Source organism: Candidatus Propionivibrio aalborgensis, from assembly GCF_900089945.1.
Lineage (GTDB): Bacteria > Pseudomonadota > Gammaproteobacteria > Burkholderiales > Rhodocyclaceae > Propionivibrio > Propionivibrio aalborgensis.
The window spans coordinates 1-17,918 of record NZ_FLQY01000069.1; the positions used below are offsets into that span (position 1 = coordinate 1).

Consider the following 17,918-nt stretch of genomic DNA (forward strand, 5'->3'; position numbering starts at 1 on the left):
TTGCGTGCCGGCGTCGGCGGTACCTTCGTTTTCCGAGGTGCGCGCAGCCTACATCGCGTCCGATGCCCTGCTGCTCGCCCGCGATGGCCGGCCATTGCAGAGTACGCGCATCGACATGACGCAGCGCAGTTTGCCGTGGACGCGGATCGAAGACGTTTCCCCCGCTTTCCTGCGGGCTCTGGCAGCTCATCGGCCTGCTCGACGAGCTTGACGATGTTGCAGGCAATGGCGCAGATGAAGCAGGGTGCCAGCGCAGATTGCGAAGGGCTGGATGGCTTGGCGCGATTGGCGCTTTCCGGCGGCTTGCGCGACCGATTTGACAGTGCCGGTTGGCTTGGGGCTGAACAGTCTCCGGGATTGGCGCCGCATCTGGCGCAGAAGCTGCTCACGCAGCCGGGGCAACGGCTGACGAGCACGCTGGACGCCGACCTCCAGCGATTTGCGGTGGCCACGCTGCAACGGCAGTTGCGGGGGATCGCTAGGCAGAATGCGGAAGACGGCGCGGTGCTGGTGCTCGATAACGCCTCGGGCGAGGTGCTGGCCTGGGTCGGTTCTAGCGGGGCCCTGTCCGATGCGCCGGAAGTGGATGGCGTGACCGCGCTGCGGCAGGCGGGATCGACGCTCAAGCCTTTTCTGTATGCGCTGGCGTTCGAACGGCGCGACCTGACGGCCGCCTCACTGATTGACGATTCGCCGCTCGCGTTGACGACCGGCAACGGCCTCTACGTGCCGCAGAATTACGAGCCGCAGTATCGCGGCTGGGTCAGCGCGCGCATGGCGCTCGGTGGATCGCTCAACGTGCCGGCGGTGCGCACGCTGGTGCGTATCGGGCCCGAGGCTTTCCGCGATCACCTGTACGCCTTCGGCTTCAAGAGCCTGACCGAGAACGGCGAGCACTATGGCTTCAGTCTGGCGCTCGGTTCGGCCGAAACCTCCCTGCTGATGCTGGCCAATGGGTACCGTACGCTGGCCAACGGTGGCCTGTGGTCACCCTTGCATGTAACTCAGGGGGCGAGCCATCGACCCTGCGTCGAAGGTGGGTGTAGCGGCGTCTTTGCCGCTAAATCAGAGCGCTCGAAACAGCCTGAACTCGCCTCACGACGGGTAGCGGACGCTGCGGCAGTATTCATCGTCGCCGACATTCTTTCCGACCGTGCCGCGCGCGTCGGTACCTTCGGACTCGAATCGTGGCTCGCCACACCGTACTGGAGTGCGGCGAAAACCGGCACCAGCAAGGACATGCGCGACAACTGGTGCGTTGGATTCTCGTCGCGCTATACGGTCGCCGTGTGGGTCGGCAACGCGGCCGGCGAAGCGATGCACGATGTGTCGGGAATTTCAGGCGCGGCGCCGATCTGGCGCGAGGTGATGGACCGCCTGCATCGCGGCGGCAGTCATCCGCCAAGCGTGGCCAAGCCACCACCCGCAGGCGTAGCGCGCCAATCGATCCGTTTTGAGCCAGCCGACAAGATCGATGAAGTCGCGCGACAGGAATGGTTTGTCGCCGGTACCGGCATGAGCGTCGTTCGGTTAGCCGAAGGCAAGGCGCTGGCGCACATCGCCTATCCGGGGCAGGGGACGATCATCGCGCTCGATGCGGATATTCCGCCCGAACGCCAGCGCATCGCATTGCAACTTTCCGGCTCGCCCGCTCCCGGTTGGCAGTGGCGAATCGACGGCAAGCCTGCGGGAATGGCGTCAGACGATGTGCTCTGGAGGCCGTCTCCCGGACATCACCATCTGGTCCTGGCCGATGCAAACGGTCGCGAACTGGAAACGGTCCGTTTTGAGGTTCGGGCGCTCAAGGGAAAACGGGCGAAATAGCCGGGAAATCTTTCTCAGGCGAGTAGATCAAAAGGCCGTGCAACACCATCGAACAGATTGCTGACCAGCTTCCGTTCCCTGTCTTCAATGCAATCGAGAAACTCGTCGGCGCGGCCCATGCGTCGAAAGGTATCGAAGCCGTTTTCGAGAAAGGCGTGCAAATCGCCGAGCCCGGCGAGGTGAGCCGGGCGGCGCATCAGTTTCAACACGGTCGAGACCAGGGGTTTCCTGGCGAGCCTTTCCAGCGCATCGCCCGTCTTGCGGATGAGAGCGATCTGACGCATGCGATCCTTTTGGCGGCGGACGCGCCGGTAGGCGTCTGCGTAGTTGTCTTCATCAATGCGGTCGATCATTCCGGCGCGATCCAGTTCGACGACTGTCGCCGCGTCGAGTTTCTCGGTCAGCGCGTCGATTTCTACGGCCAGCGTAATGGTTTGCAGGGCAGAGAGCGGAAGCAGATTGAGCAGCAGAGGCAGAATTTTTTCGACTTCGTCGTCGCGGCTGCTGAAGTCCTTCGGGCCGTAGAGGTCGGTGAGTATGAAGCGTGCAGACTGAGCATAGCGTTCGCTGGCCAGCAGATCGGCATAACATCGGGCGAGGCGGGCGGCTTGCCACTCACGCAGAAGCAAGCGCTTGCGCGCGGTGGCGGGCGACTTGTTGGCGCGTTGCCGGAGCGCCTTGGCCGCCTGCAGGTGGCGGCGCAGCAGTTCGCCGCACTTCTGTTTTTCCGCTTCGAGTTCGGATTCATCCATGGTGATAGATTACGTCCGGCTGACAGGATCTTTCAAGCAAGATTCCGCCGACCTTTTAGCGGCAGCGTAGCCGCCATTACCCACAATCATAGGCATCTCACGCCGATGCGTTTGCTCAGAAAAAATCATAAGCCAGCTGCAGCTCTATGCCTTTGTCCTGTAGCGTGCCGCCGCTTGAGGTGATGTAATCGGGATGGCTCAGACGCTTTGCCATGGAGACATCCAGTCTGACTCCTTTCCAGCGCAGACGGGTTGCTACCCCGACGGATGAAATCGTCGTGGCCGGCCCGTGTTGATCCTGGCCGCGTCCGACATCGTAGAACGGTATCACCGAAAAATTGAACCCGTCGCCCGGTTGGCGAACGAGCGGGTAATCGAGTTCGATATTGAGTATGTTTCCCTTGTCCCGAATCAGTTGGTTTTCCCGATAACCTCGTACCGTGTAGACGCCGCCGATTGACATCTGGTCGAGCGGTAGCAACTTGTGCGAAGTTTGCTGCGTCGTACCGCGGAGGATGATCTGGGTGCCATTGTCTGCCATCTGCCGTGCATACTGCACCTGCCCGAGCCAGAAGCCATACTGGTGATCGAACGGAACCACGGTCGTCGCTGGCAGCCCGACGATGTCCTGCAGGTTGTTGCGGGCGGAAATGTAGGTAGAACGTGCGGCAAACACCTGGCGCTCTGAGCGATAACTGTATTCCTGCCAAAACCGCCAGGCAGAAACCTTGGTCTCCCCACTGGGTTCACCCTGAATGAATGAAAATGGAATACCTCCTACCGATGTGCGATTCTTCCGATCCACAAAGTTGAGCCCGAGAGTCAGTCTGTGATTGAGCGTCTCGATGAAAGTCTGGCTTAGACCTACATCCAGGCTGTCCTGAATGCTTTTGATGTCGAGGCTCGTCAACGGTTCTTCGACGACGACGGATTGTTCTCGGTAGTACTGCACCGACAGTTGGGTTCCGAGCGTGTTGAGTGGCATGAACCAGCCGATGCTGTTGCGCGTGCTTCGTGAATCCTCTGACGAACCTTGAATGGTCGCCTCAAGATAGTCGCCATGCCCTGTGAGATTGCGCACCCAGCCACTGAGTCCGAGCGCACTCGTGCCAATCGAAGGCGGGCGATAATTGTTGGCGTAGGCAGATAACTGGTAAGGCCGTGCTCGTTCTACATCCACTTCAAGAATGGCTTCGCCGAGTTTGGTTCCCGGCGTCATCCGGGCGTTCATGCGCTTGAACAACGGGTCATCCAGCAATAATTGAAAGCGCTCGCGTAGCTGGTCAATATTGAGCACGGCTTCAGGGTCACGGGAAAGACGTTTGCTCACGTAGTCATCATCCAGCCGCTCCATTCCGGCAAGTCGGATTGCCTGGAGCCGTCCTTCCACGATGTCGATCGTCAGCGTATCCCCAGTCAGGGCGTTGTTTCCAAACAGTGCGCCGGAGTTGATATATCCCTGATCAATATAGTACCTGGTCAGCTTTAGTCGCAAGGCCTCCAGGTCAGCCTCATTCAGCCGTTTGCCAAGATAAGGTGCGGCCAGCGCATCGAGTTCGCTGGTGGAGATGACCGCATTGCCCCGAAAGACAATGTGGTTGATCAGCACTGTTTCCGTGCGTTCGGGAACGGGCGGCGCGAGCAGCGGGTCAATCGGCGGCAATCGGAACGAACCTGCCGGGGGGGCGGTGAGATAGCTCGGAGCCGCCGGCTCCTGAACGTTCAGGTGATCAGTCGCTTCGACCGAGCGCGCAAGCTGTGGAGCCAATGCATAAACTGCCAGAGTTGTCAGCAAGGCACATCGATACCGCCATCCCCTGCCAGCAGCTTGCCGGGTTAGATCGGTCATGCTTTGGCACACTCATGCCCAATATAGGCCAAACCCATCAGGTCAATACTTGGCAGGCGATTTACCGCGCTTGCCGCCTTCGGCGTAGACTCCGGGCCGAGAAGATCCAGGGACGATGCCGGAAAACCACCGCGCCCGGCTTGGGAAAGCGAACTGCCGACGGTAGTCTGGCAGGGATTGCGACCCAGACCGCCCGAATCGACCACCTTGGCAGTCAGTCCGGTCAAGGCCCCCGAAATGTCCAGTACCGGAGCAGTGACATTGACCGTGCCGCTGATCCCCGTAGGCGCCGCAGCCTGGATGACGTTAAAGCCGAAAACTCCAGGCGCGAAGGTATAAGGTGTCTGCCCGCCCAGGAATAGCGTATTTCCACTGGCCAGCAGGGTTTGCACGTTGATGGCTATGTTCCCGCCTGTAGCGTTCTGGGCAGTGGTGTTGGCCTGGATGAAGCCGGTGTTCATCACCAGGGCCTTCGCGCTGAGATTGATATCGCCGCCATTGCCGGTCAGGCCCTGCACTGACGTCGTAATCTGGGAGTCCTGCAGGTAAATCTGTTGCCCGCCCTGGATGTTGATAGCTCCACCATTTCCGGAATTTGCGCTCGTCGTGATGCTGCTCAGAATGAGTGAAAGCTGATCGCTGAAACCGATCTGGAGCGTGCCCGCATCAACATTACCGGTCGAGTTTGCCTTGATTGAGCCACTGTTCATGGTCAGATTGACTGCCTGGACGGTCAACGTTGTGGGAGTCACGGTAGAGGGTTGGGCATTATTTCCATCGTTCTCAATGCTGAGGGCCCCGCCGGCTCCAAGAGCTATCGTGCTATCGGAAAGCACCGTGACACTCCCCGGCTGCCCGGTAGAGAACGATGATGCGGCGGCACCGATCTGGCTGCCCGTTCCGTTGACCGCAATGGGGCCCGCCCTCAACAGCACCTCGCCGCCACGTCCGGAACCTCCCGTGCTCGAAGTGATGACACCGCCGCTCAGTACGTTGAGTGCACCGCTGGCATTGACATCGGCCGTGCCGGCGTTGCCCGAACTCCCGTAAGCGCTGCGACTGGCAATTCCCGTTGGAAAATATGAATCGCCGCCTTCGATCGTTAGCGTCTGGGCGGCCACTTCTACACGCCCGGCATTGCCTGCTGCATAGGCATCGCTTGAGATTGCCGCTCCATACAGTAACAAGCCGCCGCCGATCTGGATGCTTGGGGCGCTGACCGAAACCGTACCGGAGTTGCCAGTACTATAGGAATCTGAACTAATGAAACCGCCTTCGGACAGATTGATGCTTTTTGTGGCCCTGACGTTGACCGACCCGCCTGCACCAGAGCCGCTCGTGTCGCTTCGTATCCAGGCCCAGTCATCGATATTGCCACGGGCCAGATTGACCTGACTGGCGCTGATATCGATCTGGCCGGCGTTGCCGCTTCCATATGTGTTCGATCGGATTTGCCCACCCCCACCGACATCCAGATTTCCGCTTACGTTGATTCCGACATTGCCGGCATTGCCGCTATTATTCGCTGCCGAGGAAATGCGCCCGTCCTGGTCGACCCGTAGATCGCCTCCGATGGAAACCGCAACAGTACCTCCTTGGCCCGCTGTCTGAGTATCTGAACGAATAAGGCCACCGTGGGTTAACAAAGTATCCCCCGCCACGGTCACAGAAACCTGTCCAGCGTTACCTGTGCTACCCGTAAGGCTGGAGCTGTCAATGGCTGCAAGTCCGGAGGCCTTTCCATCGATTGTCAATTGGCCCGCCATTACGGACACCGGCCCGGCGTTTCCCTGGGCTGAGGTCGCCGTAGAAATGAACCCGAGCTCGGCAAGCTGCAGATGGCCCGTAACATCGACCACGACCGAGCCACCTTGTCCCGCACTGCCGGCTCTCGCTTCAGAGGTAATGCCAGCGCCAGCGCCGTTTCCCATCGCATCAATCAGCAGATTATTCGCCTTGAAAACGACGTTGCCACCATTGCCCTGGCTCCATGTGTCTGACGAAATGCCTCCGTAGTGGAGGATCTGCGCATCACCCGCCACATCGACATTCACCGTGCCGGCATTGCCACTGGAAAAGAAATCGGCCGTGCTGAATATGCCGGTTGAGCCGCCATAGTTACGACCGTCAAGCAGCAGGGTGCCTGTAGCGACCTGGATGTCACCCGCACCGCCCGGAGCGTATGTGGAGGTGACTATCTTGCCGCCGTGAATCAGGCTCAAGGTTCCAGACGTCGTGGTGTTGATCGACCCCACATTGCCTTGACTGACTCCAAATGCCTGGCTGGATATCTGTGTGAGAGACTGGCCGCCGGTACCATCTACAGTCAGGTTGTGTGAGGATATGTTGATGGTTCCTGGATTCCCGGCGTCATAACTGTCGGATGAGACAAAGCTGTCCGTAAGAATATTGATATCGTTGCTGGCGTGTAAGCTGATAGTGCCGCTGTGACCAGAACCAAAGCTGTCGCTGGAAATCTGGCTGGCGTTGCTGAGCACGATGGAATCGGCAACATCAACTGCGAGCGCGCCCGCATTGCCCGAGCCAACGGTCCGACTTATTACTCTGGCTCCATCGATCGCCAGATTGGCAAGTGTCATCGTGATAGCCCCTGCCGGGTTGGCGACCGAGGTGTCTGTAGCGATCAGGGCGCCGCCGCGTATAGCGGCGTCTCCGGCGCTGATGCCGATATTGCCTCCGGCAGCGGTATAAACGAAGCTTCCGTTGCTGATGTCCAGGAGGCCGCTGGCCGCCGGGAGCGCACCGGACGTGCCGATTTCCGCAGGCCCGGCGCCGTTCGCCACAATGCGGATGTCGCCGCTACCTGTCTGCAAAATGGCATTATCAATTGTCAAATCACCTGCCGTGAGCGCAATGCCGCCTGCGGGGTTGTACAGAACGGAATCCTTGACAATGAGAGGTGCCGTTGTCGCTCCGAGAAAGCCATACGCAGCCGGTTCGGCGCTCGAGAACGTGCTGGCGCTTGCCGTATCCGCATAGAAATTGCCATCGGGAAACTTGATATAGTTGCCGGTACTGGCATGGAAGGCTCCCGGTACATTGATCCAGGCGCCGGCGCCGAATGTCACCCCGGCCGGATTGATGAAGTAGAAATTAGGCTGTCCGCTGGCCGCAACGAGCGAGAGCGTGCCATTGATCTGGGAGACTGCACCTCCCGTCACACGACTGATGACGTTGCTGATGCCAGCGGTCGCGGTTGTGAAAGTGGCCGATTCGCCACCCTGTATATTGAAGGTCTCGAAGCTGTGAAAGAGATTGTTTCCGGAGAGTTTGCCCAGCGTTTCTGGAATGACATAGGCCGGTCCTGCAAGCACTTGGGCGCCTTGACCCAGGCTGGAATCGGTTGCGATTTGCGCCGACGCAGCGAGCGGGAAGAAGACGCCCGTCAGTAAGATGGCCCATGGAAGAAATGTGCATCGAGGCAGGTTCAAGGTACTCATAGCCAGTTTCCTATCAACACAAAAGGTGCCCAGAAGAAAGGGTGGTCGAATTGACGGCTGTGCAGCAGTTCGAGCTGCGCCTGTCGCAGTGCCTCTGTCTTGGTCAGTCCCGCATTGACCATGCCGCCATAGAACTTCTTCATCACCGACTTGGCAGCATTATCCTCAACCGGCCAAAGGGTGCCGAGAACGCTCTTGGCTCGGGTCTTGATTGCAGCACCGGAAAAGCCCAGCGGCGCGCGAAAATTGCCTTCTGCGGTCTCGCAAGCCGAGAGGGTCAGCAATTCCATCGGGTTGTTCTGGAAATTTTCACTCTTGAGCATCGATTCCAGCCTGTTCATGCTCAATATATCGTCATAAGCCATGATGAAGCTTGAATCGGCACTCCCGCCAAAGACAGCATGTGAGGCGATGTGCACAATGCGGAAGTCACCTGTTCCAAAATCACGTTGAAATTGGCCAACCGTAAAGTCGGCATTCAGTAGTGTGGTGCCTTTCAGGATGTCCTTGAGTGCCTCGATTTCATCCTTGACGCCGGGCAGGGAAAGATCAGCGCGAAACCTTTCAATGTCCCGGTGTTGGTCAATGTTGTTGGTGGATTCCACCGAAGGTGCTGCTATGGCACTACTGAGGGAGCGTGTCTGCACGGCCTGAGCCAGTCCTCCACGCGATGCCGAGGTGCTGGGTTCGAGAATCCTCACGATCGATGGTTGCGCCATTATATTGACAACAGGCCCTGGCTCCGAAACACCAGCGACCAGCGACACCAACTTGCGTCCGGCTGTCGAGGCGGAATTCGTCATCGTTAGTCCGGTTACCATGGAAACCGCATATTTTTCGATTACAAACTGTTTTCCGTCATGGAGCGCTCCCACCGGAACGAGGCGCAGGGCGCCATCCGGAACAACGACCAGGTTTTGGATATCTTGCTCGGTGATGGCTTCGTCAAATGGGCTGAGCAGCCAGCGGTAGAGTTGCTTCGCCAGGGCAATGTAATCGGGAGCGCCACGGCGCAGCACATTAGCATAGGCGATGGCGGTGGAGTGCAGCACTTCCCTTTCCACCGGGGTAATGTGGCGTACGATTCCGGCCTGTGTTTCCAGCAGTAATTCAAGGCGGTCGGGGAGGCTGATGGGGTATAGCAACGCGGTGCCTGCCGGAATACTTCCACCGCTACCGCCCTGGGCCGTCTCGATGGAGCAACGGTCGCCGAGGAAGTCCTGCAGTTCGGTCTGCTTGATCAATTCGAAGGTGTCCATGGCGCGGCGCAGGTAAGTTGCTTGTGCTGCCGCAGGCTGATTGTTGGCTTGACTGAGCAGCAAATCGACATAGCCGAGATAGATTGGTTCCAGAGTCTGGCTGAAGGAAGATCGGCCCTCTTCGTTTTCGATCGGAATGTCCTGCCGAACCGCTTCGATCTGCTCAACTGCCCGCTGATAGGCGGCCAATGCTGCTGGCGCCTTGTCCTCTGACTTCAGCAAGCGTCCTTGCCGCCATTCGAGATTGATCAGCAGGTCGGCAACATTCACCGATTCCAAGGAGCGCGCGAGTGTTGTTGCCTTTTGCGTCAGTTGCCCCGCTTCGGCTGTACGCCCCTGGTCCTCATAGAGTTGCGCCAATGCGTCGAGGGATTCAACCAGCAGACGGCTGTTGTCGGCCTGCTCCGATAGCTTGCGCGCCTCGTCGAGATGTTGATAGGCCAGACGCAGCCCCTGGTCTCCAAGGAGGCGAGCTTGATTTCCGAGATTGAGGTGGTAGCGAATGTGTTCAGGTCTGTCGCCGGATTGTGAAAGTTGTTGTGATACAGCCCCCAGCTTTTCCAGGCGTTTGTCGTCCGCCGCCAATCGGGCGAGGTTCAACCCGACGATGAGTTGGGTATTCAAATCGTTTCCCGCTATGGTGAGCGCTTCCTGATAGAAGTTGCTGGCTGCGTCTGGTTGCTTGCGGACTGTGTACAGGTTCCCCAAGAAAACGGCGTAGCGGGCGCGTTCAGTACCCGTCAGGAAGAAGTCGTAGGCTTGCTTGAGCGGCGCTTCTGCAGCTTTGTAGCGATGCGCCTGGAGCAGGGTGATGCCGAGTTCGCCAGCCGCGGTGGCTTGGGTTGCCGGATTGCCTGCCGAGTCTCTGGTGGCGGCAAGGAGATCAATGGATTGCTGGATATTGCCTTGCTGGCGCAAGGCAATACCTTCCGAAATGGCCGCGTTCCAATCAGTCGTGGGAACGGCAGCGCTGGCCGACTGAATGAAGAGGAAGGCCAGGACAAAGCAATAAGCGAGTCGGATTTGAATCGCACACACGTTTGTTGCCTCTCACATGCTGCTGGCTTCGGGGGGCTCCAACTGAGCAAATTTGTTCCTGGCCGCAGTTGGTGACGACCTCTGAGTATATCAATCGATGACTGCGCAATCTGTTAAAAAATACCACCTGCCAAACCGAAAAATTTGCCGCGCAGCAACTCGCCGCACTTCTGTTCTTCTGCTTCGATTTTGGATTCGTCCATGGTGGTTGATTATGTCCGGCAGACCCTGCAAGCTTGTCAGCGTTATCGTGTGTTTTACCATGGTATCCGTTTCAGAATTTCCGAGGACTATTTCCATATATGCTCGCAATCGTTCTTCGCCTGTTTATCCTGCTTGAGCTGGCCGTATATTCGGCGCTGGCCTGGCATTTTCTTGATGCCACAGCGTTGGCCGCTGGGCTATACGCTGTGGTCGGCGTGCTGGGGCTGCGCTTATGGATAGCCGGCCTGACCTATGCATTTGCCTGGTTCCACCATTCGCCTTCGCCAACGCTCGGGATCTGGCAGGCCATTCGCATGTTCTTCGGTGAGTGCGCCGCCTTTATCCTCAACTTCGTGCTTGTTTCACCCTTTGAACGCTTCTGGATGGGCACTGATCGCCTGACGCCGACGGGCGAACGTCCGCCCTTGCTGCTGATTCACGGTTACGGTTGTTCTCGGGCGGCGTGGTGGTGGCTGCGTCGTCGCCTCGAGCAAGCCGGCTGGGCGGTGGCAACGATCAGCCTGGAACCGATCTATACGAGCATCGAGAATTATGTAGCTCCGGTTTCCCGGCGCGTTGACGAGGTGCTCGCTGCGACCGGAGCGCATCAACTGGTTCTGGTCGGGCACAGTATGGGCGGCCTGGTGGCTCGCGCCTATCTGCGAACACACGGAGTGGCGAAGGTGATCCGGCTGATCACGCTGGGGACGCCGCATCTGGGCAGCGAACTGGCGAAATACGGGATCGGTGAGAATGCTCGTCAGATGACGCCGGGCAGCAGTTGGCTGGTGGCGCTTGCCAGCGAGGAGCCACGGGTCGATACTTTGAACGTTTACAGTCCGCATGACAGCTACGTGTTACCGCAATCGAACCTTGATTTTTCGGGGTCGCAACGCCGGACGATCGACGGGCTGGGCCACCTCTCCATGCTGTATTCGCCGAGAGTGGCAATGGCTTTGCTGGACGGTCTGGAGGAACAGAAAATGGGCAGTGCCGATGGTGGGCAATGAGCAATTTCGGGAGTCGATCATGAATACACTTACAACATCATTGGTTCTGTTTTCTCTTCTGATGGTTCCGAGCGCAGCGGTAGTGGCGCAGGGCGTCTATGTGACCCCTGGTGATCATGGCCCGGTCTTTTCTGACAAGCCACAAAGCGGCGCAAAAGAAGTCACTTTGCCGCCGCTCAACATTGTCACGCCGCCAAAGGCGCCCAAGCGCGCCGCTCCTGCCAAGGCCGAAGCAAAATCGAACGGCACCAAGACGGAAAAACCGGATGGCGCGAAGCCGGAAGCGGCGACAGTCGGGTACCGCAGCTTTTCCATTGTGTCTCCCGAGGACAACGGCAGTGTCGTCGCCAACACGGCCATTTTCGAAGTGCGGGTGGTAGTTGATCCGCCATTGCGACTGGGTGACGGAGATGCTTTCGTCGTCAGCATCAACGGACGTCCCGTCAATCAGCGATTTACGGCCACCGAATTCATGATTCCGCCCGAGTTCTGGGGAGATACCTTGCCGCCACTGAACCAGAGCTTGCAGCTTGACGCCAGCATTGTTGACGGTGTCGGACAGGTCCTGAAAAATGCGCCGCCAATCCGGTTCTTCATGCGCCATGCCACGGTGACGAACCACCGTAAACGGCCAGTTCACTTGCCACTTGTCCCGCCGCAGTCACCCGATCCGAAGCCTCGACCGGCGCTTGAACCAACTGAGAAGGCGAGAATGAAAGCGCCGGTAAAATAGCTTGGGGGCTAGGAAAATCCAGGCAGCCAGGGCGTATGCTGTTGCATATGAAGTGGTTCGAGCGTTCCCTGAAATAGCGCTTCGATGACCGGCGGTTCGCGCCAGCGTTCGTTCATGAAACTCAGGCCGATCTCCTCGACCAAAGCACCCCTCCAGTAGTAACTGGCAACTTCGTGTAGCGTCGTCAGGTTCAGGCTGTGGGGCAGGCGCAGGTAATCCAGCCAGCTCGAATCGTGAAAGGAGACGGTATAGGGCCCTGTGCTGACCGCGCGGGCCAGGTATTTGCCGAACACACGGCCCGGATGCTTGGCGCGGTAGTTGTCGGCATCGACGCGAGTCGCAAAGAAGAGCAGTGCGTGCAGACGACTGGGAAAGTCGCTGTACATCCGTTGTCGGTAGTATTCGAGATGGTATTCGGCAAAGTAGTTCTGAACGGTGGTGAATTGGTCCTCAGGCAGGGTTACGCCATCAGAGCTGCCGGTGAGGACATCCCAGCCCGGCAACTCATCGTCCGGATTCAGCCAGGCGAAAAGCTCAAGTGTTGCGGAATCTTTGATCAAGTGGTCCATGGTGATATGCGTGATGTTCGTCCGCTCCATTCTCACCCCTCATCGGGGTTTGTCCAAGGGGTGACTAAAAGACAAGACTCGCCAGTTCGAGGAACAGGCGAACCGCACCGGCCATCAGTAGCGCACATCCGAGCGAAATTGCCACCGACAACCAGGCTTCCTTTCGTCCCAGGGTCTTCAGCATTACGGCGAACGTCGATAGGCAGGGCACATAGAAAGTCAGGAAAATCAGAAACGTGAATATCTGCACGTGATTGAGCAGCGGCATGATCTCCAGCGTTCCGAGTGCCTGATAGATCATCAACAGCGACAATTCCTTGCGCAGAACACCGAACAGGATCGGCACGCCGAGCACGACCGGCAGCCCGAGCCACCACGATGTCACCGGGATCAGCGCCGTGTTGATCAGTGCATCGGCGCCAAAGTGACTGAGCAGCGCCAGAACGACACTGCCGACGACCAGCAGTGGCGTGACAATGGTGACAATATCCTCGGTTCGCTCCCAGGTTTTGCGCCAGACATTGCTCCAGACCGGCCGCGCGAAGGGCGGGATTTCTTGAACCATACCCGGCGCGCTGTCGGAATAGCGGCGTGCCAGCAGCTTTCCGAGGGCGGCAATCACGAACAGGGTCAGCATGAATATCGCGAATACGCCGAGTCCGCCCAGATACTTGCCGCCGATGGCCAGGATGATCGCCGAACGCGCCGAGCAGGGGACGAAGGTGATCAGAATGGCCGACACGATGCGTTCGCGCCGCGACCCCGTCGTTGCGGCGGCAGAAATCGCCGGCACGTTGCAGCCCAGTCCGATCAGGAAGGGAACGGCGACACCACCATGCAGTCCGATGTGGTGGAATCCTCGATCGACGACAAACGCGACACGATGCATGACGCCGGATTCTTCGAGCATGACCAGCAACAGAACCAGCGGCAACATGTAGGGGACGACGATGCCGACCAGACCGATCAGTCCTTCGGCCACGGCACGGCCGACGACGCCTGCCGTCGACTCGGGTTGCCATTGCTGTACCCAGTTTGCCAGGCGCGCCGAAGTCAATGAGTCGAGAAACGTGCTCATCTCGAACACAATCAGCAGGACGAGAGCGAAGACCAGCAGGCTGCCGAGCAGTCCCCAACGCGGGTTCAGGAACAATTCGTCGAGCCAGCGACGCCAGCCCTGACCGGAGTCAACGCCGCGCGGACTGGTGACTTCCTCGAACAGTACGGCCGCTTGGTGGTGGCGGTCGGCGTGCAATTCTTCCGAGAGCGGGCGCGGCAGCATCTGTTCTGCCTTTGTGCGGGCCAGCGCTATGTCGGGTAGCAGACTGGGGAAGTGAGTGCCGAGGGCGTGCAGGAAATAATCGTCGTTCTCGGCGAGCTGCGAGAGCAGGAGCGCGCGCGGCACCTCAAAAACTTCCTCTATTTCTGGGTGGGCGATGACCGCCCTGAGTGCTTGCAGGCTGTCGGCGATATGTCTGGTGGGCGGCTGTGGCAAGGGGCAGATTTTTTCCCGCGTTACGTCCAGAACCGTCTCGAAGAGTTTCAGTATTCCTTTGCCCATGTGCGCGATGGTCGGGATCACGGGTGCACCCAGCCGCTCGCTGAGTGCCTGAACGTTGATGTATAAGCCCTTCTTTCGGGCCTCATCGACACGGTTCAGGGCGATGACCAGAGGGCGCCCGAAAAGGCTCAATTCAAGGCTGAGTTCGAGGTCCTTCTCAAGCGTCGTGGCGTCGACCACTTGAACCAAAACATCCGGTGCGGGGAAATCCGAATACTCATTGACCACTTCGTGCGGTGCAACGAGTGGCCAGTGGTCTCCCCACAGCAGATACATCAGAACGACCTGATCGTGCTCGCTCAAATGATGCAGGGAGTCAATGGAAGGCAGGTCGACAAGCGAGATCTGGTCGAGTCCGACATCGACCACGCATTCCTGGTACGCGCCGCCAACGCCAGCCAGACGCTCGTGACGCACGACCGGGCTGGATGCCGCATCGAAGATGGTGCTCTTGCCGACTCCATAGCGGCCGATCAGCGCAACACGGGGACGCCTGTCGCCACGCAGGAGCGGACCGCGAAGCGGGATCGCCGTCACTGCAGGGGTGTGTAAGGTGCCGGACTGGAGCATTGATCAACTTGAAAACTGCATTTTAAACGACCTGCACACCGGCTGCTTGGTATCCGGATACGATGGGAGTCCAGCTGTCTTGTCAATACGAAGGTCGCGGAGTGTCTTGAAGCGGAATGTGCGGCGAAATGTTAGACTGACGGACTGTATACCAAAGCCAGTCCACCACCCATCGTCGTCCGCACGAACCGATTCGGACTTTACTGAACGGCTACGCAGTCGTAGGTGGGACAGTGGTCAGCCATTCCAACACCCTCAGCGATTTTTCTGTTTCTATCGATGTTGCCCTCCTCATGCCGTACATTGGTGCGGGCCCTGACTGTATCCGTGATTGCACATGCCGCGCTTTTGCTCAGTGTGGCAAGCCCTTTGCCGGCGCGAGTGGATATGCCGGCAACGACGATCAACGTCGTGATGATTGACAGCGGCAGGGGTGATTCCAGGAAACGGGTCCAAGCCCCGGCCGAAACGCCTCCGATGATGCCGGCCAAGGCATCGATACCCGACAAGTCACCCAAGCCCGTAATTCGTCGGCGCGCAGTCAAACAGATCGTTGTTCCAGAGAAACCTGCTGCGCTCGTTGCCGAGCCGCAAGCCCCGTCGATCACGCCGGATCCCCGACCCTACACGACGCCTCCACTGAACCAGACTGCGTACGGCGGCGGAGGCGGGGGCGCGGCGGCTTCACCGGCGGCCAGTCGTGCCGGAGTCGATGCAGATGATATGCGCCAGTATCGTCTCTCACTGGCAACGGCTGCACGACGCTTCAAGCGCTATCCAGCGTTGGCCCGGGAACGGGGTTGGGAGGGAGCGACCGAGGTCGCTTTAAAGGCCAATGCATTGGTGTCGCTGCCGGAGGTCGTGCTGGTTAACTCAAGCGGTCGAAGCATTCTTGACGAGCAGGCGCTGGAAATGATCCGGCAGGCGGTACGCATAACGATGCTGCCCGAAGGATTGAAGGGGCGAGATTTTCGTATTTTGCTGCCGGTGAAGTTCAGTCTGGATAGCGATCAGTAACCGGCCAGCGGTTGCAGATCGAATTCGTGAAATTCGAAATGACCGGCACGGCGATCAGAAAAGTACGCCTTGAGGCTCAGTGAAACGCTGCGAAAGGCGAGTTTTTCCCACGGTATTTCAGATTCGGGGACGAGTGTTGTCTCAAGACTTTCCGCGCCCGAGGCAAAGGCGGTGTCAAGCAGTCGCCCGCGGTAGAACAGGTGCACCTGATTGATGTACGGTACGTTGACCAGTGAGAAGAGCGCGTCGACTTCAATGCGCGCGCACGCTTCCTCGAGTGTTTCGCGCAATGCGGCTTGTGTTGTTGATTCGCCGTTTTCCATGAAACCGGCAGGCAGGGTCCAGAGTCCATAGCGTGGTTCAATGGCACGCCGACAGAGCAGGATATCGCCTTCCCATTCGGAAACACATCCGATAACGAGCTTCGGGTTCAGATAGTGGATCGCTCCGCAATGCTGACAAATATGGCGCGGAATCGTATCGCCAGGCGGGACACGCAATTCAACCGTTGCTCCGCACTGGTTGCAGTAGTTCATGACAGGGAGCCATCATTCATGTCTGCGATTCTATACGATATGCGAATCGTGCACGATGTGTGCCGGGAGAGAGGCGCCAGCACCGATGATTCTGACGGCGGTTTTTATTTGCCCTGTCGTGCCATCCCGCTACAATATGCCGCATAAGCGGGATTCATGGCCAGTTGCGGATATGACGTGGCATGACAGGGAGAGGTAAATGTTTCTAATCGTCGGCTACGTCATCATTCTGGCTTCGGCACTTGGAACCTATTCGGTCCATGGAAGTTTGGCGGCTTTGTGGGTTCCGCTCGAATACATTGCGATTGTTGGCTTGACGGTCGGTGGTTTCGTCGCCGGAAACGACCTCAAGATCATCAAGACGACAGTTGGCGCGCTGCCCGGGCTTTTCAAGGGCTCCAAATACAACAAGGCGCTCTACGTCGATCTTCTCGCCATGCTGTTCGAGGTGTTGGCCAAAGTGCGCAAAGAGGGATTGATGTCGATCGAGAATGACGTCGAGAATCCTCATGAAAGCCCGATCTTTGGCAAGTACCCCGTTCTGGCGGCGGATCATCATGTAATGGAATTCATCACCGACTATTTGCGGATGATGGTCGGCGGCAATCTCAACGCCATCGAAATCGAGAATCTGATGGATGTCGAAATCGAGACTCACCACCATGAAACTGAAGTCCCGGGGCATATCATGGCCAAGGTGGCGGACGCGACCCCTGCGTTCGGTATTGTCGTCGCGGTGATGGGCGTGGTGAACGTCATGGGTTCGGTCGGCGAGCCGCCGGCGGTGCTGGGCAAGATGATCGGTGGCGCATTGGTCGGTACTTTCCTGGGTATTCTGATCTCCTACGGCTTTATTTCTCCGATAGCTACGTTGCTGGAGCAGAAGGCACAGGAAGGTTCGAAAATCTATCAGGTGGTCAAGGTTGTTCTGCTGGCCTCAATGTCGGGCTACGCGCCACAGGTGGCGGTCGAGTTCGGGCGCAAGGTTCTTTTCTCGAAAGACCGCCCGACATTCGTTGAGCTTGAAGAAGAGCTCAAGGCACGCAAGGGCAAGTAGTCGCCATTCATGAACGTGCGAGGATCCTGAATGAGCGAAGACGTACGCCCGATAGTAATCAAACGCATCAAGAAAGTGGCGGGCGGCCATCACGGCGGGGCCTGGAAGATCGCCTACGCCGATTTCGTGACGGCCATGATGGCGTTCTTTCTGCTCATGTGGCTGCTCGGTTCGACGGCAAATGGGGATCTCAAGGGAATTGCCGACTATTTCACCAACCCGGTCAAGGTCAGCATGCAGGGCGGGTCGGGTGCGGGCGACGCGACAAGTATACTGAAGGGTGGCGGCAAGGACCTGACCAGCAGTGCCGGTCAAGTCAAGAGAGGCGAACTTGAATCTACGAAGAAAACTCCGAATCTGAGAGAGGCAAAGGCTGAACAACTGCGCAAGGAGTTCGAAAAGCGCGAGAAAGCGCAGCTTAGCGAGCTCAAGCAAGACATCGAGAAACTGATTGAAGGCAATTCGATGCTCAGGCAGT

14 protein-coding genes are annotated in these 17,918 nt (G+C 58.3%); 7 read left to right on the forward strand and 7 right to left on the reverse strand.

The annotated features are described in order from the left end of the window. The coding region (locus tag PROAA_RS19035) for a hypothetical protein (RefSeq protein WP_245664163.1) at window positions 1-211 on the forward strand (211 nt) is incomplete at its 5' end. Window positions 212-213: 2 nt separating this feature from the next. Beyond that, window positions 214-1,824: a penicillin-binding transpeptidase domain-containing protein gene (locus PROAA_RS04685; protein ID WP_245664164.1), complete on the forward strand. Its 1,611-nt coding sequence runs from the start codon at window positions 214-216 to the stop codon at window positions 1,822-1,824. Between the two features lie 14 nt (window positions 1,825-1,838). Here PROAA_RS04685 and PROAA_RS04690 read toward each other — a convergent pair whose 3' ends face one another. The 4 genes from PROAA_RS04690 to PROAA_RS04705 form a co-directional block, all read right to left on the reverse strand. Further along, complete coding sequence (locus tag PROAA_RS04690) at window positions 1,839-2,576, reverse strand: DUF8198 family protein (protein ID WP_186410229.1); 738 nt, start codon at window positions 2,574-2,576, stop codon at window positions 1,839-1,841. Window positions 2,577-2,691: 115 nt separating this feature from the next. Then, window positions 2,692-4,425, reverse strand: coding sequence for a ShlB/FhaC/HecB family hemolysin secretion/activation protein (locus tag PROAA_RS04695; protein ID WP_186410230.1), 1,734 nt, complete (start codon window positions 4,423-4,425; stop codon window positions 2,692-2,694). After that, window positions 4,422-7,886 carry a two-partner secretion domain-containing protein gene (locus PROAA_RS04700; protein WP_186410231.1) on the reverse strand — a complete coding sequence of 1,155 codons (3,465 nt, stop codon included), beginning with the start codon at window positions 7,884-7,886 and terminating at the stop codon, window positions 4,422-4,424. Before PROAA_RS04700 ends, PROAA_RS04695 begins: the two co-directional genes overlap by 4 nt. Further along, a complete protein-coding gene (locus PROAA_RS04705) occupies window positions 7,883-10,183 on the reverse strand; it encodes a CHAT domain-containing protein (RefSeq protein ID WP_186410232.1) in 2,301 nt (766 codons plus the stop codon). Before PROAA_RS04705 ends, PROAA_RS04700 begins: the two co-directional genes overlap by 4 nt. Before the next feature lie 302 nt (window positions 10,184-10,485). On the opposite strand from PROAA_RS04705, the gene PROAA_RS04710 reads away from it, so the two are divergent. Then, entirely contained in the window at window positions 10,486-11,397 is a 912-nt protein-coding gene (locus PROAA_RS04710; RefSeq protein WP_186410233.1) for an esterase/lipase family protein, read from the forward strand. Between the two features lie 19 nt (window positions 11,398-11,416). Next, a complete protein-coding gene (locus PROAA_RS04715; RefSeq protein ID WP_186410234.1) occupies window positions 11,417-12,130 on the forward strand; it encodes a hypothetical protein in 714 nt (237 codons plus the stop codon). A gap of 8 nt (window positions 12,131-12,138) precedes the next feature. On the opposite strand, the gene PROAA_RS04720 is transcribed toward PROAA_RS04715, so the two are convergent. After that, complete coding sequence (locus PROAA_RS04720; RefSeq protein ID WP_245664165.1) at window positions 12,139-12,729, reverse strand: hypothetical protein; 591 nt, start codon at window positions 12,727-12,729, stop codon at window positions 12,139-12,141. A gap of 34 nt (window positions 12,730-12,763) precedes the next feature. Then, window positions 12,764-14,830 carry a ferrous iron transporter B gene (locus tag PROAA_RS04725; RefSeq protein WP_186410235.1) on the reverse strand — a complete coding sequence of 689 codons (2,067 nt, stop codon included), beginning with the start codon at window positions 14,828-14,830 and terminating at the stop codon, window positions 12,764-12,766. Window positions 14,831-15,157: 327 nt separating this feature from the next. On the opposite strand from PROAA_RS04725, the gene PROAA_RS04730 reads away from it, so the two are divergent. Continuing rightward, window positions 15,158-15,847 carry a TonB family protein gene (locus PROAA_RS04730; protein WP_186410236.1) on the forward strand — a complete coding sequence of 230 codons (690 nt, stop codon included), beginning with the start codon at window positions 15,158-15,160 and terminating at the stop codon, window positions 15,845-15,847. Here the strand turns inward: PROAA_RS04730 and PROAA_RS04735 are convergent. Beyond that, window positions 15,841-16,383, reverse strand: coding sequence for an NUDIX hydrolase (locus tag PROAA_RS04735; protein WP_186410237.1), 543 nt, complete (start codon window positions 16,381-16,383; stop codon window positions 15,841-15,843). The two genes, PROAA_RS04730 and PROAA_RS04735, sit on opposite strands and share 7 nt — an antisense overlap. Window positions 16,384-16,582: 199 nt before the next feature. Between PROAA_RS04735 and motA the strand changes: the two genes are divergently transcribed. Then, entirely contained in the window at window positions 16,583-17,440 is an 858-nt protein-coding gene (gene motA, locus PROAA_RS04740) for a flagellar motor stator protein MotA (RefSeq protein ID WP_186410238.1), read from the forward strand. A gap of 30 nt (window positions 17,441-17,470) precedes the next feature. Beyond that, window positions 17,471-17,918: flagellar motor protein MotB (locus PROAA_RS04745; protein ID WP_281182237.1), on the forward strand; the 448-nt coding region annotated here is incomplete at its 3' end.